Raw genomic sequence first — 24,510 nt, 5'->3', positions numbered from 1 at the left:
GGGAGCGTGTGGTCTTTGTGATTCGGAGCGCATTTCTCCACTCAGAAACTGGGTCTGAGCTGGAAGAATCCTGACACCCTTCTCCCACTTGCGCGCTAACCTGGGCTTTTCCCCCTGCATACGGCCCGGGATTCTGACAGTCAAATTATAGGCTGACGGGGGGCTTGCATACCCCAAGGCCCGTATGTATGGTTCTGCGAATCAATAACGAAACGGTCACGATGTGCTCACGATTGAGTTATCGCCCAGGCCCGTGCAGCGGGCAGCATGACAGGAGTAGAACCATTTCCAGCCCGAATCAGCGGTCCACTAAGAACCGCATCGCCCTCATGGCCGCTGCCATCGGCGCAGTCTCCACCGCCGGCATCGGCGGCGCGGCCGCAGCGACTCTGCAGGCCGATTCCGTCCCCGCCCAGAAATCCTTCACCGCCGACTACCAGCTTGCCAACGACTCGCAGCAGGTGCTCTACCCCGAGACCGATTCCGCCCCGCAGATCCTGACCATCGCCGAGCACAAGCCGGTGAACAACCTCGACGAGCAGCTGAACAAGTCCATCGAACTCGCCGCCGAGCGTGCTGCCGCCGAGGCAGAGGCAATCGCCGCCGAGGCAGAGGCAATCGCCGCCGCTGAAGCAGAGGCTGCCGCTGCTGAGGCTGCCGCCGCGGAGGCAGAGCTGGCCGCGCAGGCCCCGTCCGCCTCTGTGGTCAAGCCCACCGAGGGCACCTTCACCTCCGGTTTCGGTATGCGCTGGGGCAGCCTTCACGCCGGCCTCGACATCGCCAACGTCGTGGGTACCCCGATTCTCGCCGCCATGGGCGGCACCGTCATCGACTCCGGTCCGGCCTCCGGTTTCGGCCAGTGGATCCGCATCCAGCACGACGATGGCTCCATTGCCGTCTACGGCCACATGGAAACCCTCGACGTCAGCGTCGGCGAGCAGGTCACCGCCGGCCAGAAGATCGCCGGTATGGGTAACCGAGGTTTTTCCACCGGGTCCCACCTGCATTTTGAGCTCTACCCCACCGGCAGCGGCGCCGTCGACCCTGCCCCCTGGTTCGCCCAGCACGGCATCACCTTCTAGTTGTACTGGCCAGCCTTTTCCAGCACCACCCGTGGAATCAGGCGGACGTAGACGACCATGCCGACCAGTTCGACCAGGGTTTGGGTAACCACGACGACTGCAACCAATGTGAGGCTGTCCGGCAGGGCCAGAGCCAGGGGTAACACGACCAATGAGTTGCGAGTGGCACCGGAAAAGACCGTCGCCCGGGTTGCGAAGGCGTCCTGGTAGAAGACCCGTCCGATGAAGATGCCCAGGGGGACCATCACAACCAGGAAGATGATGTAAATCGGGATCACCCGCAACAGCGAGGGGAGATCGATGCGTACGGCGTCGATCTGGGAGGCGACAACCACAGTGAGGGTGAGCATCAGGAGCGGCACCATCAATGCCTCCATCAGATCCATCACCTGTTGCGCAGGTCGAAACCGGGCGGCCAGGAACTGCGTGAGCGCAGCTACTGCCAGAGGCGTGACGATTAGCAGGAGGAATGCCTCGATGAACGGGGCGAGGTCGATGACCTCAAACAGTTCCGGGCCAACGAACATCCCCAAGTAGACCGGTAGCAACAGCATCTGGAGCAACATCAACAACGGGGCCGCGGCTAACAGCCGATCATGCGCGGCCCTGGCCAGCCCGGAAAAGACAATGACGTAGTCGATGCACGGGGTCAACAACACCAGCAGGACACCCAACAATAATGCTTGGTCGTCGGCGACGAGCCGGGAGAGGACATAGACCACGACGGGGACGATAAGGAAGTTCAACACGAGCAGACCCGCCAAGAAGCGGGCGTCGCGCAGCGCATGGCCGAGTTTGGTCAGCGGCACGCTTAAAAACGTGGCGTAAAGCAGTGCCATCAATACCGGATTGATGGCCACCTCAAAGGCCGCTGCGGTGGCGGGGACGGTCAGGCCGATGACGGCACCGGCCCCCAGCGCAATGAGATACAGCGGGATCTGCCACCGTTCCAACCAATCGATCACGAACATCCTCTCTGAGAAACAATGATAGGCACGTCAACAGCACAGTCCCCGGGTGCCAGCGGGCCTGTGCACAGACTAGCTTCCTCGGGAGCCCTCCCTTCCCTGGAGACCAGGCCCAACGGTGTCCACGGTGATAATTGTTCTAGAGGTACTGGCAGATCGCGGTGGGATCACAGGTCTCCGGGCTGATCGCATCCGCCCGGTCGCGCAGTTCGCGGACGGTATCGCGCAAGCCTTGTAGATCAGCGATTTGTTGCTTCAGGTCCGCCAGGCGGTCATCGAGCAGGTCGGACACATGCTGGCACGGTGGGATGCCCTGGTCGCGGATCTCCAGGACCTGGCGGATCTGCGCCAAGGTCAGACCGGCGGCCTGGCCGCGGCGAATGAAGTCGATCCGGGCGAGGGTATCGGCGGAACTGTCGTAATAGCGGTAACCGTTGGCGGTGCGCTCAGGTGTCGGGAGCAAGCCAACGTCCTCGTAGAAGCGCAGCGTCTTGGTGGTAGTACCACCGGCCTGCGCCAGTTCTCCAATGAGCATGAACTCCCCTCCAGCAGTTCGTGGGCCTGTGGCCTTGACCTTACTGTGCACTGGAAGGTGCATTCTGTATTCAGATATTGCTACGGGAAAGGTGATGGGTCATGAGGCAGGACCATGAGGTTGATCTGGCGGTGATCGGCTCAGGCGGTGCGGCGATGTCCGCGGCGATCGCTGCTCGCCAGGCGGGGCATACGGTGGTCCTCATCGAACGCCACACCCTCGGGGGGACGTGCGTGAATATCGGGTGCGTGCCCTCAAAGACCCTGCTGGCCGCGGCGGCCGCTCGTGACGACGCAGCCAGCAATCCGTTTGCCGGGGTGTCGACCACGGCCGGACCGGTCGACCTGGCCGCAATGGTGGGGCAGAAAGGCAATCTTGTTTCCCAGTTGCGGGAGACGAAGTACGCGGATGTGGCCACCGCCCATGGTTTCGAGATCCGGGAAGGACATGCCCGTTTCCTGGACTCCGAGACCTTGCTGGTCGATGGTCAGCCGCTTCGGGCTCGGGCGTATCTGGTGGCTACCGGGGCCCAGCCAGCTACCCCAGCCTTGCCGGGGTTGTCGGAGGTGAACTGGTTGACCTCGACCACGGCCATGGAACTGTCCGAGGTCCCGGACTCCCTGGTGATCATCGGTGCCGGTTATGTCGGTCTGGAGCAGGCTCAGCTCTTCGCCCACCTCGGTGCCCGGGTTTCACTGGTGGGGCGCCTGGCCCCGCGAGCGGAACCGGAGCTGGCTGACCGGTTGCGCGAGATCCTCATCGACGACGGCCTGTCGGTGGTCGAGGAGTACGCAGTAAGCGTCGGCGCGGATGCCGGGCAGGCGGTGGTGACCACCACCTCCGGACGGCTGGTCCGGGGGGACCGGCTGCTGGTGGCCACCGGACGGGCGGCTACCACCGGCGGGATGGACCTGGCCGTGGCCGGCGTCGAGGTCGACGAGCGAGGTTTTATTAACGTCGATAATCATCAGCGCACCTCTAATCCGCGGATCTGGGCGGCCGGGGACGTCTCCGGGGCCCCGCAGTTCGTCTACGTCGCCGCAGCCACCGGCAGAGTGGCCGCCCTCAACGCCCTGGGTAAGCGCTCGGCAGCACAGGTGGACTACACGGGCCTGCCCGCAGTGGTGTTCACCCGCCCCCAGCTAGCCTCCGCCGGGTTAAGCGAAGCCCAGGCCCACGCCCAGGGGGCGGCGTACGACTCCCGCGTGCTGGACCTGTCGGAGGTTCCCCGGGCACTGGTCAACCACGACACCCGCGGAGCGGTCAAGATCGTTGCCGATGCAGCCACCGGCACCGTTCTAGGGGTGCATGCCCTAGCCGACGGTGCCGGGGAGCTCATGCTGGCCGCCACCTACGCCATCAAGGCCGGTATGACCGTTGATGACCTGGCCGACACCTGGGCGCCCTACCTCACGATGGCCGAGAGTCTTCGGCTGACCGCCGGACTGTTTCGCAACCAGATGCTCACCTCCTGCTGCGCCTGACCACCTCCCTTTTCCCTCCGCAGTGAACACAGGGCCCATGGCAAGAACTCCCTTTCGCGCAGGCCACACTCACCCGTCGGCGTCGAAGGGAAAGCTCAGCTGTCGGGCATGGAAATCAAAGTGCAACGTCGGATAGGCATACACATCCGCCACCGTCATCACGGGGGTGAAAAACGGATCCCACCGGGTTGGAAACACCATCCGCAGGGCCAGGGAGTCCTCGGATTCCTTCTCCAGACTGGTGGCCAGGGTGGTGGTGAGGCGGCGAAGTTTCCGGGCCATGCGGTGGCGGTTGTAGACCCGGGCCGCAGCCCGTGAGCCGAAGTAGTTGACCCAGTCGAAAGGGCGGATACCCGCATCGAGCAGACGCGCAAAAGCGATATTGAGGGGGTCGGGTAGATGACCGAAGAACTTGACCAGGGGCAGGAGTCTGCGAACCACCATGTAGCCGAAGACCATGTGAAACAGTAGTTCCTCATTGGTCCAGCGGGTACCCGCACTGCGACTACGCAGCTCCACGTCCCCAGCTTGGGCGAGGAGGTTGTCCAGCTCCATGCAGGCCCGTCGGTAGCCGTCGATGATGTCGGCACGGTCCATTCTCATCACCTTCTGCCGGGCGGGGTCAAGGTTGTGTGTTCCCTTCGACCTCAATCCTCGCACCGCGCCCGTGTCCCAGACCAGGTGTGTTCCTTACGTGGGTACTGAGACACTCTTCCCACGCGGCTCAAAGGGTCGTGGGCGAAGGGTGTCCCGTCTCCGAACTACGCCCAGGAACCACCTAACGAAGTACTACTAGTCGGTGAGGGCCGGGATGAAGATCTGCCAGGTCTGCAGCATCCACATCATGGCGAAGGGAATGAGCACCCAGAACACACCCATCCACGGGCGCCAGCGGGTGAAGCTGTTCAACTTACGCACCATGATAATGGCGCAGCCGATGACACCCGCGGCGGGGACCAGGCTGGTGACAAGGGGCCACCAGATCTGCGAGGAACGGGAGCACAGCCAGAGGGCGTCGCCGGCGTCACAGACGGGACCACCCATCAGCCGGGCAACCCACGCAAGCACATAAGCGACCACGACGGTGGCGATGATGGTGCCGAACAACCAGGTGAAAGCCTGACGCGTCGACATCGTGTTGCGGTCGGCCTGCAGCACGGGATCCGTGGAGGAGGCGACTTCCTCGGCTGTCCGGGGAGCCGGCGGGCGGCGGTTGGCGAAGTCGGCGTCCGCGGTCAGATCGTTCTCCGGGTGATCGAGGAAGTAACGCCTGCGGCGGCCGTCACTCTGCGGGCGCTGGGGCGAATTCGTCTCCGGGTCACGTCCATTCATGCCCTCACCTTAGCCTTCGCGTCAGTACCGGGGTGAGGGGTGTCAGCAGAACGGGGACGTGGACGTGCCGGAGGAATTCGGTGGCGGAGAAACCGACGAAAACTCGTTCCCGCGGGCCGGGTGGGGTGGAGCCGAGGATGAGCAGATCACCCTTCTTCCACGTGAGTGCATCGATCGCACCCGACCAGCCTTGCCTGATCCGATGTCCGAGTCGCCCGAGAGATCCGGGAAGAATTCCCCCAGCACATCGTGAGAACGGTCCATGACGGCGAGGGAGTGCTCGCGCCACTCGTCGATGAGCTCGCTGGTGAAGTCGAATTTGTCGTGGAAGGACTGGTCCGCGAGGCCAGAGGGGGAGAACGCGAAGACCCGCAGATCCACCCCCCAGCTATCAGCGAGACGGGCGGCGCAGTGGAGTGAGGGGTCATTCTCGTCGATCTCGCTTGCCAGGAAAGCGTAGTTGACGCGGGTGACCCCTCGTTTAGCCAACCGGACCGCGCGTGGTGCCAGGCCCAGCGATGTGGGGAAGGAATGCAGCAGCGCCTCCGCGGCGGACCATTGCCGGTCGGATCCGGGCGGCAATGTCCTCCAGAGTCGATGATGTCATGAACCCGGTCCTAGACACTTTCGCCCGCCAAACCGATCGCTTCCCTAGTCCGCCATCGTGCTCAGGGACCACACGGTGGCGTAGGGGGTCTCCTCCCCGTCGGCGTCGAGACCGATCTGGGCAGAGGAGATCTCCACGACCATGAGGCGGGGGCGGGGGTCGCCCTCAGTGAGGGGGTCGACAGAGCCGGGGATCTCGACCTGCTCGGTGTCATAGGGGCCGTGCAGCTGCTGGTCGTTGGCCGCCGGATCGTCGTAGATCATCAGCAGCTGCCAGTCATGGTCGTGGATCGCCTCCGGGATCTCCAGCAGCAGGGTGTCGTCCGGGTCGACCGGCAGGTTGGGAACCTCACCCTCCGGGCACTCCAGCCCGGGCTCACACACCAGGTAGGGGGAGACCTCGATGGAGGTATCGCCCACCCGGGCGGTCACGGTGATGTCCTGCGGGGCGGGTCCGAGCCGGTTGTTCCACCAGTTCTGGGCGAGGACCGCGGCGAGGATGATGACCACCACGGCGACCAGGAGAGCGAGAAACTGCAGCAGCGACCTCTGCCGCGCCTTCTTGGGGGTGGACATGGCTCCTCATCCTACTGGGCGGGGAGGAGCTCGACCTCGTAGAGGTCGGGCCAGCGTTTCCCACCCGGGAGAAACCAGCCGGTGCCGAACACGTGCGCGGCCCCGTTCAGGGCATGATCAGGCGAGGCCTCGGTCGAACACAAACCCCTATATGTGCGTCTCCTGCGACCCGTTGACCATGCAGTCCGCGAAGACGGACAGGCGGTGAAAACCGCCGTGTTGCTCACCACCGGGGTCAACGCCGAAGGTTACCGCGAACTCCTGGGCACGCACGTCGCCACGAGTGAGTCGGTGGCCTCCTGGACCGGGTTCTTCCGCGATCTCGAAGCTGTGACTGTTAGCTTTGTGTGGCGGCTTTTTCGCAACTTTATTGGCGGTTGAGCTGATGCCGGTGACGAAATCTGGATAGGCCATATGGACGCTCGGGATGAGCTTGTTAGAGACCGAAGGCACCGCCGCTGACGAGGATGAAGATTCCCAGGCTGATCAGAACGATCGGGAACAGCACGTGCTCCCAGCGTTCGAGGACTTCTGCGATGGGTGGGCGAGTGGCCACGAACTTTGCCAGCAGGACCAGGCCTGCCACCAGGATGAGGAAAACGATGCAGTAGATGATGACGGTGGCGTTCTCCACGTTGAGGAAGACCGGGACGTAGACGCCGATGTTGTCGCCACCGTTGGCAAACGTCACGCCGGCAACGGTCAGCACGCCCACCTTCTTTCCGGCGACCTTCGCGTCATCATCGTCGTCATCATCGCCCCGCCAGGCATGCCAGGCCGCCCACAGCCCCAGGGCCAGGGGAATCAGCCCGAAGTACGGAATGGCCTGCTCGGGCAGGAAGGCATCCGCCCCCAGCATCACCAGGATCACGGCCGCAAGGATGCCCACGAAACCGAGGTACTGACCAACCAGAATCCGAAGCGTGGTCCCCTTTTGTCCCGCCCCGCGGGCAAAAAACAGCGAGAGCACGATGATGTCGTCGATATTGGTGGCGATGAACAGGCCGATCGCCGACAGCAGGCCGGTTACCATTACGCACTCTCCTGTTCGGTGGCACACCCAGGCACGGCGCATCCGGCGTCGATGCATTCGGCGTTGTCATCAACGGCCAAGGTGATATCCAGCAACGCGTTCAACGCCTGCGCCAGATGGGCGTCGACGATCTCGTAGCGGGTCTGCCGCCCCTGCGGTTCGGCGACAACAATTCCGCAGTCCCTCAGGCAGGCAAGATGGTTCGACACGTTCGAGCGCGTCAGTTCCAGCTCCTGGGCGAGAGCGGCCGGGTAGGCAGGCCCCTCCAGCAGCGCCAGAAGAATGCGGGAACGAGTCGGATCCGCCATGGCCCGACCCGACCGGTTCATCACATCGAGACGAGAAGCAATAGTCAACATGCACTGAACTATACAGCCAACACTGAACAGTATATGCCCGTACGTCCTCCCCCAAGGAACGGGCCAGGCACCATGCGAACCAGCCCGGATCGTCATGCATCGGAAAGGGTCGCCTTGGACGCAGGACTTCAGAAAATAACCACGATGGATGAAGAGAGAGGTTCCACTGCTGTCTCCTCTCACCAGTTACAAGGGAGTGCTGCCCCCGACGCCGGGAGAGGGCGCCACCCAGATGACACCGGCTTGCTCGGGGGTGAGGACGATCGTTTTCCCGTCGGCGTCTGTGAGGAGAACTCTGTCTTGGTGTGGGCCCGCGCCAGCGACGTTCACTATGGCGCCCGGAACTATTTCCTGCCTCCTGAAGCCGGCTAACTGGCTGGAGTCAGCATCAGAGATGCGGATGATTTCGTAGTCACCCGGAGTGGCGTGGGTGAGCCGGGTGGCATTGATGGAGCGGGAGATCTGCCCGGTAGCGGTGGGGATGGGGTCGCCGTGTGGATCGGTGGCGGGGTTCCCGAGGAGAGCCTCGATACGCTCGATCATGGTTTCTGAGGCGGCGTGTTCGAGCCGTTCGGCCTCGTCGTGGACCTCCTCCCACGGGTAGCCCAGGGTGGTGGCAAGGAAGGTCTCGAGTAGTCGGTGCCTGCGTACCATCGCGATGGCGTACTTCTCGCCCCGCTCGGTAAGCATGACCGGTTTGTAAGGTTGATACTCCACAAGTCCCTGGGCCGCCAGCCGCTTGACCGTATCCGAGACGTTGGGCGTGGTCGTGCCCATCCGTGCCGCCAAGGCCGTGGCGGTGATGGGTGGGCCTCCCCACTCGGTGGCCGCCCAGATCACCTTGAGGTAGTCCTGGGCTACCGGCGTGATCTCACTCAGGTCCATGGCCTCACGCTACCGAAGACCACAGCCGGTCAGCCCCGACCGGTGACCAGCAGTCCGATCAAGGCGAGATTCAACGACACAATCAACGCGACCACCACCCAGGACGCCACCTGCAGAGGAACCCGGATGGCGAAACCGCCCATGAGGGTTTGATCGCTGCTCAACACCACCAGCGGGATCAGGGCGAAGGGGATACCCAGGCTGAGGACCACCTGGGAGAGCACCAGCGCCCACGTCGGCTCCACCCCGGCGGCGATCACGATTAAGGCGGGGATCAGGGTGACCGCTCGCCGCACCACCTGCGGGATCTGCCGGTGCAGCAATCCGCCCATGATCGTGGATCCGGCGTAGCAGCCCACCGAGGTGGACGCCAGCCCGGAAGCTAGCAAACCGACACCGAAGGCCACTCCGACTACCGGTCCCAGCGTGTCGGTGATCACCCCGTGGGCCCCTTCGATGCTGTCGGTGCCCTCAATCCCGTTCAAGTTGCCGGCCGCCAACAACAGCATTGCGATATTGACCGACCCGGCCACCAGCAGCGACAGGAGAACATCCCACCGGGTGACACGGAGCAGGCGCGGCAATGCCTCGGGCGCGATGATGTCACCGTGGCGGTCTCGGGCGAGGGAGGAGTGGGCATAGATGGCATGGGGCATCACGGTGGCTCCGAGCATGCTCGCGGCCAGCACCACCGTCGGGGTCCCCTCAAAGCGCGGGATAATCCCAGCCAAGGCCTCGCCCCAGGAGACAGTGCCGATGAACATGCCTGTGAGAAAGCCAGCGGTGATGATTACCAGCAGACCTACTATGACGAACTCGAAGGGACGCTGACCGTGCCTGGATTGGATGGCCAGCAGCAGCATTGATACCAACCCGATGAGCAGGCCCCCCATCAACAAGGGGAGGCCGAAGAGAATGTGGAGGGCGATCGCCCCGCCGATCACCTCGGCCAGGTCCGTGGCCGCGGCGACCGTCTCTGCCTGCACCCAGAACGTCAAGCGTCGTCCCCGAGGTAGCCGTTGCCCCAGCAACTCCGGCAGGGAATAGCCGGTGACCAGCCCGAGCTTGGCTGAAAGGTACTGCACGAGCATCGCCATGACGTTGGCGACCACCAGCACCCACACCAGCAGGTACCCGTACTGTGCCCCGGCGGTGATGTTCGCCGCGACGTTGCCCGGGTCCACATAGGCCACCGCAGCCACGAAGGCCGGGCCTAGTAACCAGGCCAAGGGCTGACGGCCCACCCGTCGCCTACTCAACATCCTTTGCACCGCTTCGCCTGGGTCTCCCCGGACTCTACTGAGCCTCATAAAAGTTAAGTTACACGAACTTTCAGTGACGGAGGGTAAATTTTAGGGATCCTGCTGCACTCGTGAGATGCGCGGCCCTCCTCCTGGCACGATGAAGATCATGGGCATTTTCCCGGGCCGACTTTTCCTGCCATGAGATCATCCTGGGATGTGACCCACAGATTCGTTTGGCGGCTGCGGTGATGGGGAAGTCAGTGCGACCGGATTCTCTCCCTCAATTTTTTGCCCCTATACCTCTATATATAGGACACCTCGAGACGACCTCAGAGCACCCTGGCCCACCCATGCCTCACCGCCGGTGGTCAGCTGCCGGAAAGCAGTTTCTGCCCGTCCTCGCGCAGCTCCCCCGTCGGCGAGACATGGCGGTAGAGGGTCTGGCGGGTGATGTCGAGTTCCTCGCACAGTGCGGCGACGTTGGTTTCCGGCTGGCCCATCGACGCCATCGCCAACCGCACCTTCGCCGGGGTCATTTTGAAGGGGCGGCCCCCCTTGCGCCCGCGGGCCCGGGCAGACTCCAGGCCGGCCTTCGTCCGCTCGGAGATCAACTCACGCTCAAACTCAGCCAAAGCGGCGAAGATCCCGAACACGAGCTTGCCCTGGGCTGAGGTCGTATCGATCGCCGCCCCCTGACCGGTGAGCACTTTCAGTCCCACCCCGCGGGCGGTGAGGTCATGGACGATGTTGACCAGATGCCGCAGATTACGGCCCAACCGGTCGAGCTTCCACACCAGCAAGGTGTCCCCGGAGCGCAGCGCCTTGAGGCAGGCTTCCAAATGCGGACGGTCCTCCTTCTTGCCCGACGCCATGTCCTCGTAGAGATGGCCCGGATCCACCCCGGCCGCGATGAGGGCGTCGCGCTGCAGATCGGTGGTCTGCGACCCATCCGACTTCGAGACCCGCATATAACCAATCAGAGCCATAGGATTCTCCCATCACTTATACGATCGTTTACGTGACACCCCCGACCAAAGTGTCCACGTCCACGAAAATTGTCACTTAACCCGTTATTTTACCTAAGTCACGTGAACGGTACCAAAAATAGATAATGTGACAGATTTGTCGATGTGCAGCGGGCGTTGCGTGATTCATCTCATCGTGCCCGGGGGTCATGGCCCTCCGAGAAGGTAAGGGGGCAGGCGTCAGCACCGAGGTCTTCTGAAAAGTAACGGACAGTTCAGGCAGATACTGAAAACGAGATGACCGAAGGCATTAACGCAGCCCCTACTCACGCATGATCGTTGCGTTGCTGCACACGGTAGGGCACAGGCCACGAACAGACTGTCATTTTCCCTGGACGAGGCCGTTCCCCTTGACATACGAGAGAAGCACGGCTGTTATTTCTCCAACGTTATTGAACACGAGATTGAAATCTTTGAGCAGCTTCTTTCGCTTCGACTCATCGGCGAAGTCGTTTAATAGTTTCATTACCGTTCCTCCAGGGCGGGCTGTACCAGATATGGCAGGACATTATTCCTGCTGGAACCCATCTTGCCCTGCGACAGAAACAAAATCAAGCCCAGTCTGTAAGAGCCTGTTCCGACCGTGTAGGGTGAGGGCCATGAGCGATAGAAAATGGCTAGAAGCTGAGCCAAAAGAAAAGCGGCTCGTCGCCAACGAGGATGAGCCTGGCCGGAAGTGGTTTGGTCAGACGGTGCAGACCACCCGCCAAGATCGAGGACTTTCTGTAGCCGAACTAGCTTCCCGAGTGAATTTGGCTGAGGGCACGATAAGGGCAATCGAGCGTGGTGGCCGAGCACCTTCCGAGGCATCGGGGCTCCGGATTTTAACGGAGCTCTTCACCAGAAATGGATGGTCAAAAAATCACTTTGGTCCGAGTCTTCACGCGGTGAAAGACCCAAAAACTGAAGCCCCTGTAGTCGTTGAGTTTGGCGCAAAAGTTCAGGGCGATAATGGAAGTTGGTCGAGAGACCGCACAAGCGATAGAGACGATGAAATTCTTCATAAGGTAGAAACATACGTGTCCGAGAACCCTGAAAAGTGGCAGAAATTCAGGGGCACCTTGGCAGGCTTCGGTGAATTCATAAATACGTATGCCACTCACCTCAAAGAACCAATTAATGATGTGAACCTAGGTAAGGCAATTCGTCGACTGCCAGAAATAACCAACTTGCAGGCGGATCATTTGGATAAGTTATTGTGGCTTTGGGGTCGGATCAACGCAGGTACGGCAAGTGTTGAGGTGATTGACGAGGTGAAGAAAATCGAAAGAATACTTGATTCTTTTCTTTCTGAGGATGAGATCGAGGAGCTCTCGGAAGCGACGGACTAATAGGGCTCTTCACGTTTCATTTTCGTGCCGCAGCAGGTGAATGGCCGGCCGAGGAAAACTCGGGGGTACCGCACGCCGGCGGGGTATTTCGTGATCTCATCGATGCTACTTAACCGGCTCTTCACGATTTAGAGTGCGTTGATCCTGGTGGTTACCCTGACTGATTGGCTGGTCAGCGCGTTCCTTATTCACTAGCACTACGGCTAGATATAGTTCTCTGGTGAAGCCAGATGGCATGATCAAAATGGTGAAGCTTAATGTTGGGGTAGGCCGCTACCTGTACGGCTTCCACGAGTCGGCGGGCAGCGTGGGCGTCCACAGGGGCCAGTCCCGCTTCGGCTAAAGCGGTGTCCACGAAGCGGCAGATCATGGTGTCGGCTTTGATGCCAGGTTGCCCTAAGAGCATCGTGAGGTACTCGTAGGTCACCCATCCCAGCCCCTTCACTGCGGTGTAGGCACGTTTGTGATCCGGATTGAGTTCCTCAAGGTGGCTCGCGGTCTGGACGGGTGGATCCAGCGCCAGAAAGTTCTCGGCAGCTTCGACAACACACACACTCTTATAACGGCCAGCACTCTTGCCGTTGCCCATGACTTCTCGAATCGCCTGCTCGCCTAGCGAGCAAAGCCGTTCAAGGTCATTGGCCGCCTCTGGATACGCACTACGGAAAGCTCGCACCCTGTTCAGGACGCCTTTGGTCGGATCCTTTGCAAGGTAATCGGCCTGAATGGAATAAACCGCGTCTAGCAGGGCTATTCCAATCTGATCTGGCCATCCATCCGGTAACGTTGCGAAATGAATTTCGTCAATCTTTTTGACTGCGTTCGTAACTGCTAGAACGGACTGCTGATCCATCACATTTCCCTTTCTATCAACATAACGTTGCCCGATTCCGGGTTGTATTAAGCAGCAGTATCACCGCCTAACAGCAGGGTGTTCTAAGAGGAGAAGACAGCATCTCGCCGGTCTTTCAACCTAAGTGGAAAAGTTGACAGACAAAGACTTAAGAGGCGTGAGCCTCGTTGTAGGCCTCGACGATGTGCTTGGGGATAACGCCCCGATCAGACACTTCGATGTTCTGGCTCTGCGCCCATTCGCGGATCCGGCGGGAGTTCGAACGCTTCGCCCCACCCGCAGCCCGGGCACGGGTCTTGCGCGCCACCGGGGCAGGTTGAGCAGCCTTGACGTAAGGGGCGAGCAGCTCGAGGAATTGGGTGGCATTGTCCTCGGAGAGGTCAATGACGTAATCGGAGCCGTCGACGCTGAATCGGACGGTGTTCACCTGCTCATCGGTCAGGGGAGTGGCGTCGATGTCATCAAAGTACTGGGTGATTTCGCGGCGTGCCACGGGGTGCTCCTCGGTATAGAAGGTAATTCTTGGTGAAGTACCCGGGAGGAAACTCCACTGCTGTTTCTGGTTCCGGCACGAGTGTACTGTTTCGTACTCCTTCAGCGTTCTTACTCCCGGAGAAAGCCGCACAGAACGGACAAAACTCGGTTCTCCAACCTTCAGCGTATGCAGTACCAAGGACTCCTGGGATACGTCCCCTCAGGCCATCGTCACTGCCATTGGTTTAGCTTCGTCTGTCACCTGCTTACGACAGCGCCATCCCCCACGCCTTCAGTCCAAACAGCACCGTGACAAGACCCGCACCTTAAGCTGTATCCATGAAACGAACACTTGCCACGTGGGGCGTCGCTTTTTCTCTCACCGCGGGGACAATCCAGGCAGCACCCGCATCAGCCCAGACAATGGAAGAGGCCGATACCTCTTCCCGGTCCTCGAGCTCATCCAGCGACGACGGAAGCTCCGCGGGAGGCGCCATTGCGCTCGCTGCAGTAACCGCAGCGATGGGCGGGGGTGCTTTGTGGGCGGTCCAGCAGGGCCTGATCCCCAACCCCTTGCCCGGTGTGATTCCCGGCCCAACCCCTCCCGCACCGGCGCCGGCTCTGGTGCCTCCGCGTGGCGACTGCTCCCCCCAGGCATTCAACGACGCACTGTGGGAGTGGCGTGATTCGAATCGGACCGTTGTTGAATACTGCGACGGCCGTTTCGCCTGGGTATCGCAAAGCCAGACGGATTGGCGTGTGCCCTTTGAGTTCGATGGCCAGCGATGGGGGATCATCCGGTCTTCGGGAACGACCAAAACTGGTATGACACAGGGCTGCTACAACGGAATCGAGTTGCGGAACAAGGGTGCCTCGGACAATTTCCTCTCCCGGCTTCCCATCTGCACCCCTGATGAGATCGGGTACTCCCCCTGGTGATCTAAGCCCAGGCGAGCACCGGATAACCTTTGACCTCTACTAAGACGGAGCGGGTGCAGCATGAATAAGATCCTTAGCGCACTGGCGGGCGCGATTTTAACGCTAGGACTGGCAGGGTGTGGCGCGAGTGAAACCACGACACCTGTTCCTGCTAGCAGTGAGGTCACGAGTACGACCTCAGAGGCGGCATCGACGACGGCCAGTAGTGAGGCGCCCACCACTAGCAGTGAGGCAACGACACAGCCTGTCGTAGAGGAGCCGATCGTCGAGGAAACCTACGTAGAACCCGCGCCAGTCGTCGAGGAGACCTATGTCGCGCCCCAGAGGCCGCCCTTTATGGATCCTGAAGACTTTGACCCCTACGGACCTCCGAAGTTCGTTCAGTGCTGGGAGAACAATGCTGCGGTCATGTCGGACGGTTCAATTGTCACCGACACGGTGAATTGCGCACTGGACCCTGCCCCGTCAGAAGTTGGGCCTTATGGTGGTCCCCCGCGTGCGGACGGGTGTGTCGGCCCCGCTGCTGTGTGTGGCTACTACGACGAGTACGGCAACCCGATCTGGTTCGACAAGATGACCGGCGAGACCTCCCCGCGCTACTACGACGAGTACGGCAACCCCACGATGGAGAGCTACTAACCGGCGATGTTGCGCTCGCCGCGCTCTACTGAACTGACGTAGGTGCGGTGCAGTCTCGCGGCATGAGCCAGCGCTTCCCGAGACACGCCAACGGCTTGTCGGACTTCCTTCATTCTCGAGCCAAATTCGCGGAGAAGTCCATCATCAGTACTCACCCTCCTCACCCCTGCTGGGCCAGGGCTCGGTAGAGGGTGGCTCGCCCAACGCCGAGGTCTTCGGCGATAGACACCTTCGACTCGCCGGCGGCCACCCGCCGGCGGGCTTTCTCCAGGCCCTCGGGACTGATGGCACGTTTACGCCCCTTGTACTTACCGGCCTTCTTCGCCAGGGCAATCCCCTCGGCCTGGCGCTCACGGATGATGGAGCGTTCGAACTCCGCAAACGATCCCAGGATGCTGAGCATGAGAGTGTCTCTCGGGTCGGTGGTCTCCTTCGAGAACGTCAGGTTCTCCTTGAAAAAGTGCACGCTCGCGCCCTTGGCGGTGATCTGGTCGATGATCCCGCGCAGATCCACCAGGGAACGAGCCAGCCGGTCGATGGAGGCCACATACAACTCATCGTGGTCGCGCAGGTAGTCGATGCAGTTGTCCAGGCCGGGCCGGTTAGCCCTCGAGCGGGCGGAGAGCTCGTCGATGAACTCCTTGTCGACTGCGCCGATCATGGCGCGTTGCCGGGCGAGGTTCTGGTCCGTGCTCGAGACCCGCAAGTAGGCGAATCGTTGCCCCTTGGGCGTCGGTACCAGGGCAGCAGGGGTCGGGACCGCAAGCTGCGTGGTGGGGGTCGTGGCCGGCGCCAGCGCGGGCTCGCCCTCCTCCTGCTGCTTCTCCCCTATACCTTCGGCCGGCTCCGAGTTCTTCTCATCGGTGGTGTCGGCGGGGTGGTGCCAGGTGGGGATGGCCCAGCCGATGCTCGCACCACCGTCGAAGCAGATGTCCCTGGTGGGAAAGTCCTGGACATCGGACCAGGTGTTGTTCCCGAGGTAGACCTGGGCCTTGGTGATCACCGCGTAGACCCGCTGGATCTTCAGCCGGGCCTGCGGCACACCCGCCAGGCCGAGGTAGGTCGCATGCCCCGGATTCTGGGCGTGCTGGTCGAAGCGGGCGCCGCCGTCGTCAAGGATCAGCTCGGTGGCCACGAGCTCTTCGGTAGGTGACCAGGAGCGGCCGTTGTTGGTGGAGCGGCGGATCCGGGTGGTTTTCTTCGACTTGCGGATGATCTCCACCCGACCCTCGGGCCGGCCGACGGCGTCGAGCAGTGTGCCGATTCTGGACATCCCCGCCTCCAATGTCTCACAGAGTTATTGATCTCATAGAGAAGTGTATCAGAACGGCCCCGTAGGGCTTGGTGATACAGGGGATATTCCTGCCGGCCACCCGTCCCCCTGGGGTATACCCCAACGACACTTCTCCGGAGCTCTTCTGGCCTTTGCGATGGCTGACGTGAATATATGATGAGGCCATGATGGGCAGCGATCATTCCGGTGATCCGAACCAACGGATCACGACGCTTACCTGCTGGAACTAGGACGCTCCACCTACACTGCTGCAAGTCTGGCAGGTATCGCTTTCAATACGTTGCGCGTCCAAAGTGGTTTTGACCAGATCGTTGACAGGCCCGACAGTTGATTTCTGCCCGACTTCACTGTCTTCGCCAAAGTCGGATTTTCCTTCGATGATCCCCTACGTGCCAGCTCCTCGGGGGGAGAATCCGGACATAAATTGCCCCAGGTAGAGTACACGATCTAGGCCTTCTAATGCGGGCCGAAGCGTTTCCACGAGCCGATACCCTCGCTACAGTTAAGCTTCATCGCCAGCAGGTGGCCATCAAGAGTATCCGTTCTGAGGCCCAGGAGCTCTCACGTCGCAAGGGAAATCTGAAGCTCAAAACCTGCCGATAATCTTCCCTCGACCTGCGGGCATCTCCTCGTTAGATTGTTTGGACCCTCGACTTGAAGTAAAATTAAAAAACCAGGAAGGTCGAATCTGCCCGTTCAGAATCAGCCTCCCCACCTGGAAAGGAAAAGTACTATGAACTCCCAAGACCGGCGATCCATCTGGGTCGATCAAGCTAATCACTCTTTATACCTTGAAGGCCTCCTGACAAGCAATGAATATAACGGCGATGCAAATTCTTACGTCGCTGGGAAAATCAGCGCTGACCAGCTCGTTGAAAAAACGCGCGCACGATTCGGACTTGTTTAGAACCCTTGTCAGTTCAGGACCCCTATTTAATACCAGGCACATCCGTGCTAAAGAATCTTATTGGACTAGATTCTGCAGAATCCCTCTCTATAGCAGAGGCCGACCTAGTCAATGCTCGCATTATCCAGCTAATGGATTCGGCAAATAATTACTTACCTACTAGTCGAGATTTTAAAGAACTCAGCGCTATACATTTTCATCTGTTCCAAGATATCTACGATTGGGCGGGAAAGTTACGAACGATTGATATGAGGCGCGGTGATGGAGATTTTTTTGCCCCGTGCCTACACATCGAAACGAACTTAAGTTACCTCTCAGACCAACTAGCAGAGAAAAACTTTCTCCAAATTAGGGACCGCTCTACGTTTATTAGAGAATTGACACATTTTTACGATGACCTCAATTGGATCCACCCTTTCAGGGAGGGAAATGGGAGGACCCAGAGGCATTTCTGGTCGAGGGTTTCAGCTGATGCTGGATGGATCCTCGACTGGCGTCCGATTCATAATGAGCTAGATGAAGCCAGCCGGCGCGCCCGTGAAGATAAAGACTTTGAAATGCTCCGCAATGTTTTTGAAAAGGTCGTCGCAAAAACTATGACCTAGAGCACGGGGAAGAGCCCCTTTACTCATTGTTCACTAGACGCAGGACTGGACGTTGATCAGCTTCTCCCAGCAAGTTACGTACCTGTTTAGGGTTGATTTTGAGGGCTTCGGCGAGTGCAGGAATACCGGCCCCATGGTCTCTAGCCAGATCCGCAGCTCTTTTTAGCAGTGTCGGCACCTCTCCCGGGTACGCGCTGGTTGGATCGTCAGCTGGGTCCTCAAGCATGGCCAGACGTTGGTAGGCTCGCCGCGCCGATGATTCTGTGGTGCGGCCGCGCTCAACCATTCGGCGGACCAGCGAGTGCGGAGAAACACCCCACGTTCTACCGATCTTGTCCAAAGCGGTCAGGTTAAGGCGCTGTGGTAACGCTGCGTCCATGGACGAGGCGGGAGTCAGAAATGAGGCGGCGAACTCATCCGCCTCCTTCTCGAGAGTCGCGCTGTACTCGCCTGAGTCGGCGTGAAGGAGAAGGTGACCGATCTCGTGTGCGATTGAAAACCGGTGACGAAAGACGTTTTCACTCCGACGTGGCGTCGTGATAACGATGGGGCGGTCAACAATCACAGTTGAAAACGCGTCGACCGCATCTATTTCCCCGAGCGGGCGGACCGCAACCACGATGCCGTGCGACTCAGCCACCGCCACTAAGTGCTTAACCGGTCCGTCCGATAGATTCCAGTGCTTCCGCAGGAGCATAGCTGCGTCCGGCGGAGCGGTCCCGGGCTCCACCTCGGGGAAATCTGGCTCCGGGAACTTGACGTACCGCTCGAGTGCGAACGTCAGCTCCCATATCAGAGTCGCCGTGGCCAGGGCCTTCTTCCGGTCACTCACACGTGCAGACCGCAAGCTACGAAAGTGCGCGTTCACAGTCTCGAGCCGCGCCAACGGACGTCCTACGCTGAAAAACTCAGGCCGTACACCCAACACACGCGATAGGCGATCGAGTACATCCGGGCGCGGCGAGTTTACTCCCGCCTCATACTGACCTATCGCTGCCGGCGAGACTCCTACTTGAGCTGCCAGATCCGTCTTTTTTATACCGAGGCGCACACGTGCTTGAGTCAAACGCGCAGGCTCGAAGAGACCGTATGCCGGACTAGAACCGGATAGGTCGAACAGGCCCGGAGAGTCCTCACGCATCTGGGTCCAACCCTTCCTGCTCTCGCGGTGCAATCGCAGGCATAACAGGGGCTCCGCTGTCGAAGGATTCCACATCCGACGTCATAGTCTCGACAACAGGCTCAGGCCGCCATATGGTTTGCCGACCGTGCAGATTGACTTTTCCGGTTTCCTCGATGAGCTCGGCGACCGCCCACTCAATCGACTGCAGCTGCAGATGGGACGAATGCACCATGACAAGCACCAAGGGCATTGTGCCACCGGCCGCTTGTACTACGCGCTCGAGTTCGCCCTCCTCAGGGATGTCGTCGATCGTCTCGAAAAGCATCGGATCGGGCGGCCTCACCCCGAAACCATTCTTCTTCGTCTGGCTCGATGCAAAGCTGGAGGGATCCGAGGAATCCGAAACACGCCACAGGTAGACCAGGCAATCATTGACTACAGGGAGCTTATAACCAGCCGGGGGAAGTTTGGATGATGAGAAACCGCGATCTTTCATTGCGTCGTGGGCGCCGGACAAGAGGTCACGCCACTGTGCGCCGAACCCCATCGCATACCGCGACCTTGAGACCTCATGCGCCTCAGCGAAGTGGTTGTGCGTAGATCGAGCAACCTCAATAAGCACGTCGCGAACGCCTGGAGCGTGGGAGCCGAGAGCATCAGCCGGTGAGCTCGGAATCATAGGTTAACCTCCTGAACCATCGTCCAGGACACCTGTTCGCCCGAGACTATACTTTATTACTGTACACCATACGCGCAAGTGGACTTTATTCACGCGCTGAAATCTTACTTCTTATAGATCAAAGTCCTATGCGACGAGGTGCAACAGTGGCCGGGGACCTGCTTCTTAGGGGTAAAGCGCAGGGTACTAGTGAGCGTGGCCCTTCCGCCAGAGTTCATTGACCCAGTGAGTGGTGGCCTCCCCGAGTTCCCTGCTCAGCCTGGCGAGTTCGGCCGTGGCTTCCTGAAAAACCTCCGCCTGCTGGGCGAGTTCTTGTTGCTGGTCGAGCGAGACCACCGGGACCTCGAAGTCCTTGATGGCGTTGCGTGGGATCGTCGTCCCGGTGTTGAAACGGCTGTTCCAGGAGCCGTTGACCATCAGGGCCAGGTAGTGGGGGTCGAGGGTCTCCGGGTTGGCGACTCTCAGTACCGCCACGCCGGTTCCAGGCTTGATGTCGGCACGCTGTGACACGCTCGCGCGCGGATCACCGATACGGGCCAGCAATACGTCCCCGGGCTGGCTGAGTTCTGCAGGGGCTGTGCCTTCGTCCGCCGCGGGCCAGGAGGCCCCGGTCGGATCACTCCCCAGCATGGCGGGGGTGATCACGGTGTTGTCGGAGTCGCGTCCTCGCGAGATGTTCTTGAGAGCGACGACGCCCTGGCTGATGAGCTCACCGATGGTGCTAACCCGGATGATGTTGGTGGTCGGTCGGGCGGGGAGCTTTTCGACAGCCCCGGTGAGCTTCTCTGCGGAGTCGCGAAGGGTGGGGTAAGACCAATCGACGTCGGCGTTCAGAATGTCGTCGAAAAGCTCAGTGGCGCCCGCCCACCGGCTGGGTTGCAGGTTGGCGTCGTTGCTCAGGATCATTGTCCTGTCGATCCGGGCGTGCGGAATATCCGCTAGATCCGCTTGGGGCGCGAGCCACCCGGCGATCTTGTCTTCGAGCTGGTCGATTCCTGCACCGTCGATAAACAGTACCGACCCGCTATCCAGGGCCTTTTTTCTCTTAGAGAGAACGAGTAGGTTGACGTTGATCGACGAGTAAGGGCGCAACAAGTCGCCGAGGGAGATTACGGCTTCAAGGAGGTCATCGTTAAGCAGTCCCTGCCGGACAATCTTGGCGTCACGCCGCTGCTGAAAGAGGAAAGCATCGGACATGATCAGAAACGCCGTTCCCTCCTCGTTGAGGTGTGACAGCACGATCTGTGGCCAGGCCGAATCGGCGTTGCTCTTACCTGGGACAGCGAAGGACAGGCGCGGGTCATCGAATGACAGCGGTTCTGGCGTCTGCGCACTGAATGGAGGTTCGGCGATGACCACATCGAATTTCTCGATGGTGTCGGGAACGTCGAAAAGCGTGTCTGCGACAGTGATGTCGAGCGCAACGGAATAGAGCAGCCCGCGGAGACGGGCGATCTCGGCCACGGCGGGGTCAACCTCGACGCCCGCGGTACGGAGGTTGGCATCACCGATGAGGCGTTTCGCCCGGATCAGCGCTTGGCCGATGCCGCAGGCAGGATCGAGGACAGAGTCGGGCTTTCTGGACGCAGCCAGGTTCGCGAGAATTTCCGAGGTACGCGAATCGGGCGATCCTGCACTGAGGATACGTCGAGAAGCGAAACGGGACAGTCGGTTGAGCACCTCATCGGTGGCGTTGGGCAGGTCTGCCCTGTCGATGCCAGCGAACCCGCCGAGCAGCAGAGCCTGCTGGGCGCCGTTCAGAGAGGAGCGTTCTGGCCAGTCGACATCTTCACCGTGGGCCTTGAGCGCTGCGGTGAGCAGCAGCACCATAGTCTCGGGGGAGGAGAGGTCGAGGGCGTTCCGTAGCTGGTCGAGGATACCGATCAGCTCCTGGGTGGCATCGGGACGGGTGTAGGCGATCCCGTTGGCCTCGAACCAGGCGAACACCTCCTCCTGGTCGAAGAGCGGGCGTCGCGGCTGATCCGGGTTAATGGGCTCGGGGAAACCTTTGCCACGGTTGCGCCAGTTAGACACGGCGGACCGGGAGACATGCGCGATATCGGCGATGTCGGCGGAGGCCAGGGTCTTGCGGGGGGCGGAGTTCATGATGGGTTCTTTCTCAGTCGTAGACAAATATTGATTAGCGTATGGGCGCAGGGGTGGGTTAAGCCGCGCGGCGCTGAGGCCACGTTGCTTCCGGGAGGTAGATGACGTTGTCGGCGATAAACCGCAGCCGCTTGGACAGCGCCTCCGGGCGAGAAACCACCGTCACCTTCATGCCTGCGGCGGCTAGGGCGTCGAGAGCCTCGACGAAGAAGTGGTCGCCAGAAACCAGCACGACTTCGTTAAAGCACCGGTGAGGGAGTTCGTCGCGCAGGATCGCGTCGAGGGCCATGTCAGCACCATCGAGACCGCTACGGACCTTGACCCGCCAATTATCAGGAACCTCTCCCGGCAGGTGCGGGGAGGAGGTCTTGCCGGTAGCGACGATGACCTGGTCGAGCGGCGTGATGCCGAGAATCTCGCTGACCAGGGCCACGCAGTAGCGGGTGTCATCAGGGGTTCGCAGGCTGCCGTCGTTGACGTTTTCGATGTCGGTCACAATGACGCGATTCGAGTGGGTGGGGGTGAAGCTGTTCATAATTCTTCCATCCTGTGTCTGTTCTGCTGCTATCGACATTCGTGAACCGATGCAATAATGAAACCACAGCACCATGCCCGTGTCAATGTTAATCGCAGTTTAAATGTTCACATTCTGGAGCGGAAGCTCTTTACCTGGGAAAACGTTAGAAAACTTCTGACGAACCGGGCCGCATACGAAGCAGGCCGACTCGTGAGCCAGCGTGGCTAGAAGCTTGAACAGAGTCGGATTACCCATCTCCAAGGCCCCTTAGAGCAAGGTGGCCCGGGTGCGCCGTCCGGCAAAGAGACCCAACAGTGCACGATCCTGTGCGCAGCCACCGCCCTGGACAATCGGAATATTTCGAGGTCTGGGGTGGACTGGCCGAGCGTCAACGCCGAGCCCTGCTGCACAACAACCCTCAAGTCGACAACTGGGCGGACTTCCTCACCACCGGAGACAAGCTGACCTGCACCTAACTCGGCCCTTCCGGTTTTAGAGTGCGTTGATCCTCCCCTGCAGCTGGCCGGAGTGGATCAGACACCGCAAGATGTAGTGGTTGAGATTCCTGAACCCCAGGGCGATGCCGCGTAGGTGCTCAAGCCTGCCGTTGATGGCTTCGACTGGGCCGTTGGACGCCCCGATATCGAAGTACGCGAGCACGTCCTCACGCCGGCGCCACAAGGTCCGTCCCAGCTGGGCCAGCTCCGCCAGACCTTCGGGTAGGCCCTTACGAATGCTGTTGATCACCCTGCTCATGAGCTTCTTTCCCTCCGATTTCTTCGGATGCCCGTACGCCGCAATCATGTCCTGGTAGAACAGCCACGTCACTTCCAGGGCCACGTAGTCGTCATCGGTGGCCCACAACATCTCCAGGCGCTGTTTCTGCCGCTCGGTGAGGTAGTTCGTCCTGGTCAACAGCGTGCGACGGTGCTTGTACAACGGGTCGTCCTTGCGCCCACGACGCCCGGAGGTCTCCCGCTGGAGACGCTGCCGGCAGCGGGTGAGTTTGTCGGCTGCCAGATGCACCACGTGGAACGGATCCATCACCTTGGTGGCATCCGGGAGCATCTGATCGACGGCTGAGGCGTAACCGGTGAAACCATCCATCGTCACCACCTGCACCTGCTCCCGGAAAGCAGGGTCGCGTTCCTGCAGCCACCCGCGCAGCACCTGTGCACTGCGTCCGGGGCGGATGTCCAGCAGTCGGGCAGGCCCGCGTCCGTCCACCAGGGGTGTGAGGTCGACGAGGATGGTCACCAGACTGGATGGCTGACCTGGCTTTCGGGTGTGCTTCCATACGTGCTCATCCACCCCGAGGATCCGGACGCCGTCCAGGTGGGAGGGGTTGTCGTAGACGAGCTGTCGGCACGCGTCCACGGCGACCTGATTGACCAGCTCCCAACCGACACCGAGGACCTTGGCGGTGGCCGACACGCTCATCCGGTCAACCGCGAGGCGTTGGAGGATCCAGCGGGTGACCCGGTGGGTGAGTTTCGCGCCGTCATCGGCGCAGCTCAGGCAGGCCTGGAAGATCTTTCTGTTACAGGAGGCGTTCGCGCAGGTGAAGCGGGGAACGCGGACGTGCAGACGGGTGGGGAAACCGACGACGGGCAGGTCGACGAGACGGCGAAGGACGTGGTCGCGAAGCTTCCCGGGTCGGGAACATTCAGGACAGGCGTTGCTCACGGCCACCGGTGTGGCGTCGATGACGGTGATGTTGCCGGCGTCGGCGGCACCGGTGATCGTCAGTCCGATCTCGGCTGTCCGGCAGATGGTGTCGGCGACGAGGTTGCCAGTAGTAGGCTGCACAGTAGGGTCCTGGTTCGGTTGGATGGAAGCGTCGTAACTCTCATCTTGTACCGGCCAGGACCCCTATATGTTGTGCCACCCCGAACCCCGCCCCGCGGTCAACTA

At 60.7% G+C, this 24,510-nt stretch carries 26 protein-coding genes and 2 pseudogenes; 7 read left to right on the top strand and 21 right to left on the bottom strand.

The genetic code is table 11. The annotated features are described in order from the left end of the window. Positions 1-329: 329 nt before the first annotated feature. Positions 330-1,082 carry a M23 family metallopeptidase gene (locus tag CETAM_RS13465; RefSeq protein ID WP_156229562.1) on the top strand — a complete coding sequence of 251 codons (753 nt, stop codon included), beginning with the start codon at positions 330-332 and terminating at the stop codon, positions 1,080-1,082. Here the strand turns inward: CETAM_RS13465 and CETAM_RS13460 are convergent. Then, the gene (locus tag CETAM_RS13460) at positions 1,079-2,047 is read right to left on the bottom strand and encodes an arsenic resistance protein (protein ID WP_156229561.1); all 969 of its coding nucleotides are present in this window, start codon (positions 2,045-2,047) and stop codon (positions 1,079-1,081) included. The genes CETAM_RS13465 and CETAM_RS13460 overlap by 4 nt on opposite strands. A 142-nt stretch (positions 2,048-2,189) precedes the next feature. Continuing rightward, on the bottom strand, positions 2,190-2,585 hold the full coding sequence (locus CETAM_RS13455; RefSeq protein ID WP_156229560.1) for a heavy metal-responsive transcriptional regulator: 396 nt from the start codon (positions 2,583-2,585) through the stop codon (positions 2,190-2,192). Positions 2,586-2,686: 101 nt separating this feature from the next. On the opposite strand from CETAM_RS13455, the gene merA reads away from it, so the two are divergent. After that, entirely contained in the window at positions 2,687-4,069 is a 1,383-nt protein-coding gene (gene merA / locus CETAM_RS13450; protein WP_156229559.1) for a mercury(II) reductase, read from the top strand. A gap of 69 nt (positions 4,070-4,138) precedes the next feature. Here merA and CETAM_RS13445 read toward each other — a convergent pair whose 3' ends face one another. The 4 genes from CETAM_RS13445 to CETAM_RS13430 all read right to left on the bottom strand — a co-directional run bounded on the left by CETAM_RS13445 (position 4,139) and on the right by CETAM_RS13430 (position 6,583). Beyond that, on the bottom strand, positions 4,139-4,672 hold the full coding sequence (locus tag CETAM_RS13445; RefSeq protein WP_156229558.1) for a DinB family protein: 534 nt from the start codon (positions 4,670-4,672) through the stop codon (positions 4,139-4,141). Positions 4,673-4,861: 189 nt separating this feature from the next. After that, positions 4,862-5,401: a hypothetical protein gene (locus tag CETAM_RS13440; RefSeq protein WP_229676667.1), complete on the bottom strand. Its 540-nt coding sequence runs from the start codon at positions 5,399-5,401 to the stop codon at positions 4,862-4,864. Between the two features lie 42 nt (positions 5,402-5,443). Then, entirely contained in the window at positions 5,444-5,983 is a 540-nt protein-coding gene (locus CETAM_RS13435; protein ID WP_156229557.1) for a hypothetical protein, read from the bottom strand. Positions 5,984-6,052: 69 nt separating this feature from the next. Then, the gene (locus CETAM_RS13430) at positions 6,053-6,583 is read right to left on the bottom strand and encodes a DUF2771 domain-containing protein (RefSeq protein ID WP_156229556.1); all 531 of its coding nucleotides are present in this window, start codon (positions 6,581-6,583) and stop codon (positions 6,053-6,055) included. A 136-nt stretch (positions 6,584-6,719) separates the two neighbouring features. Between CETAM_RS13430 and CETAM_RS13425 the strand changes: the two are divergent. Beyond that, a pseudogene (locus CETAM_RS13425) lies at positions 6,720-6,913 on the top strand (transposase); the annotation flags it as partial. 106 nt (positions 6,914-7,019) lie between these two features. Here CETAM_RS13425 and CETAM_RS13420 read toward each other — a convergent pair. The 5 genes from CETAM_RS13420 to CETAM_RS13400 all read right to left on the bottom strand — a co-directional run bounded on the left by CETAM_RS13420 (position 7,020) and on the right by CETAM_RS13400 (position 11,090). After that, positions 7,020-7,616, bottom strand: a complete 597-nt coding sequence (locus CETAM_RS13420) for a cadmium resistance transporter (RefSeq protein ID WP_156229555.1) — start codon at positions 7,614-7,616, stop codon at positions 7,020-7,022. Continuing rightward, positions 7,616-7,975, bottom strand: coding sequence for a Cd(II)/Pb(II)-sensing metalloregulatory transcriptional regulator CmtR (gene cmtR / locus CETAM_RS13415; RefSeq protein WP_156229554.1), 360 nt, complete (start codon positions 7,973-7,975; stop codon positions 7,616-7,618). The genes CETAM_RS13420 and cmtR overlap by 1 nt, the downstream gene beginning before the upstream one ends. Before the next feature lie 186 nt (positions 7,976-8,161). Then, on the bottom strand, positions 8,162-8,860 hold the full coding sequence (locus CETAM_RS13410; protein WP_156229553.1) for a metal-dependent transcriptional regulator: 699 nt from the start codon (positions 8,858-8,860) through the stop codon (positions 8,162-8,164). A gap of 29 nt (positions 8,861-8,889) precedes the next feature. Next, complete coding sequence (locus tag CETAM_RS13405) at positions 8,890-10,122, bottom strand: Nramp family divalent metal transporter (protein WP_231587687.1); 1,233 nt, start codon at positions 10,120-10,122, stop codon at positions 8,890-8,892. 350 nt (positions 10,123-10,472) lie between these two features. Further along, the gene (locus CETAM_RS13400; protein ID WP_156229551.1) at positions 10,473-11,090 is read right to left on the bottom strand and encodes a recombinase family protein; all 618 of its coding nucleotides are present in this window, start codon (positions 11,088-11,090) and stop codon (positions 10,473-10,475) included. Positions 11,091-11,728: 638 nt separating this feature from the next. On the opposite strand from CETAM_RS13400, the gene CETAM_RS13395 reads away from it, so the two are divergent. After that, positions 11,729-12,460: a helix-turn-helix domain-containing protein gene (locus CETAM_RS13395; RefSeq protein WP_197085873.1), complete on the top strand. Its 732-nt coding sequence runs from the start codon at positions 11,729-11,731 to the stop codon at positions 12,458-12,460. Positions 12,461-12,644: 184 nt separating this feature from the next. Here CETAM_RS13395 and CETAM_RS13390 read toward each other — a convergent pair whose 3' ends face one another. The 4 genes from CETAM_RS13390 to CETAM_RS13375 form a co-directional block, all read right to left on the bottom strand. Beyond that, positions 12,645-13,313: a hypothetical protein gene (locus CETAM_RS13390; protein WP_156229549.1), complete on the bottom strand. Its 669-nt coding sequence runs from the start codon at positions 13,311-13,313 to the stop codon at positions 12,645-12,647. Positions 13,314-13,461: 148 nt separating this feature from the next. Then, complete coding sequence (locus CETAM_RS13385; RefSeq protein ID WP_156229548.1) at positions 13,462-13,806, bottom strand: histone-like nucleoid-structuring protein Lsr2; 345 nt, start codon at positions 13,804-13,806, stop codon at positions 13,462-13,464. Positions 13,807-15,361: 1,555 nt separating this feature from the next. Next, the gene (locus CETAM_RS13380; protein ID WP_407923980.1) at positions 15,362-15,520 is read right to left on the bottom strand and encodes a helix-turn-helix domain-containing protein; all 159 of its coding nucleotides are present in this window, start codon (positions 15,518-15,520) and stop codon (positions 15,362-15,364) included. 5 nt (positions 15,521-15,525) lie between these two features. After that, positions 15,526-16,638, bottom strand: a complete 1,113-nt coding sequence (locus tag CETAM_RS13375) for a recombinase family protein (RefSeq protein WP_156229547.1) — start codon at positions 16,636-16,638, stop codon at positions 15,526-15,528. A 754-nt stretch (positions 16,639-17,392) separates the two neighbouring features. Between CETAM_RS13375 and CETAM_RS13765 the strand changes: the two genes are divergently transcribed. Further along, positions 17,393-17,566, top strand: a complete 174-nt coding sequence (locus tag CETAM_RS13765) for an antitoxin VbhA family protein (RefSeq protein WP_197085872.1) — start codon at positions 17,393-17,395, stop codon at positions 17,564-17,566. A 44-nt stretch (positions 17,567-17,610) separates the two neighbouring features. Next, the gene (locus CETAM_RS13370) at positions 17,611-18,171 is read left to right on the top strand and encodes a Fic/DOC family protein (RefSeq protein WP_156229546.1); all 561 of its coding nucleotides are present in this window, start codon (positions 17,611-17,613) and stop codon (positions 18,169-18,171) included. A 19-nt stretch (positions 18,172-18,190) separates the two neighbouring features. Here CETAM_RS13370 and CETAM_RS13365 read toward each other — a convergent pair whose 3' ends face one another. The 5 genes and pseudogenes from CETAM_RS13365 to CETAM_RS13350 all read right to left on the bottom strand — a co-directional run bounded on the left by CETAM_RS13365 (position 18,191) and on the right by CETAM_RS13350 (position 22,614). After that, on the bottom strand, positions 18,191-19,003 hold the full coding sequence (locus CETAM_RS13365; RefSeq protein WP_231587688.1) for an ImmA/IrrE family metallo-endopeptidase: 813 nt from the start codon (positions 19,001-19,003) through the stop codon (positions 18,191-18,193). Positions 19,004-19,084: 81 nt separating this feature from the next. Next, positions 19,085-19,312 (bottom strand): annotated as a pseudogene (locus CETAM_RS13880) (helix-turn-helix domain-containing protein); the annotation flags it as partial. Then, positions 19,305-19,841: a hypothetical protein gene (locus CETAM_RS13360; RefSeq protein ID WP_231587686.1), complete on the bottom strand. Its 537-nt coding sequence runs from the start codon at positions 19,839-19,841 to the stop codon at positions 19,305-19,307. The gene CETAM_RS13360 and the pseudogene CETAM_RS13880, both read right to left, overlap by 8 nt. Before the next feature lie 318 nt (positions 19,842-20,159). Then, on the bottom strand, positions 20,160-22,079 hold the full coding sequence (locus CETAM_RS13355; RefSeq protein WP_156229543.1) for an N-6 DNA methylase: 1,920 nt from the start codon (positions 22,077-22,079) through the stop codon (positions 20,160-20,162). A gap of 58 nt (positions 22,080-22,137) precedes the next feature. Continuing rightward, entirely contained in the window at positions 22,138-22,614 is a 477-nt protein-coding gene (locus tag CETAM_RS13350) for an NYN domain-containing protein (RefSeq protein ID WP_197085871.1), read from the bottom strand. 296 nt (positions 22,615-22,910) lie between these two features. On the opposite strand from CETAM_RS13350, the gene CETAM_RS13345 reads away from it, so the two are divergent. After that, positions 22,911-23,072, top strand: a complete 162-nt coding sequence (locus CETAM_RS13345; RefSeq protein WP_156229541.1) for a hypothetical protein — start codon at positions 22,911-22,913, stop codon at positions 23,070-23,072. A gap of 16 nt (positions 23,073-23,088) precedes the next feature. Here the strand turns inward: CETAM_RS13345 and CETAM_RS13340 are convergent, their stop codons facing one another. After that, a complete protein-coding gene (locus CETAM_RS13340; RefSeq protein ID WP_156229540.1) occupies positions 23,089-24,405 on the bottom strand; it encodes an ISL3 family transposase in 1,317 nt (438 codons plus the stop codon). Positions 24,406-24,510 lie beyond the last annotated feature (105 nt).

Source organism: Corynebacterium comes, from assembly GCF_009734405.1.
GTDB lineage: Bacteria > Actinomycetota > Actinomycetes > Mycobacteriales > Mycobacteriaceae > Corynebacterium > Corynebacterium comes.
The sequence above is the reverse complement of the archived record's forward strand: the minus strand, read 5'-3'. Positions and strand labels throughout refer to the sequence as shown.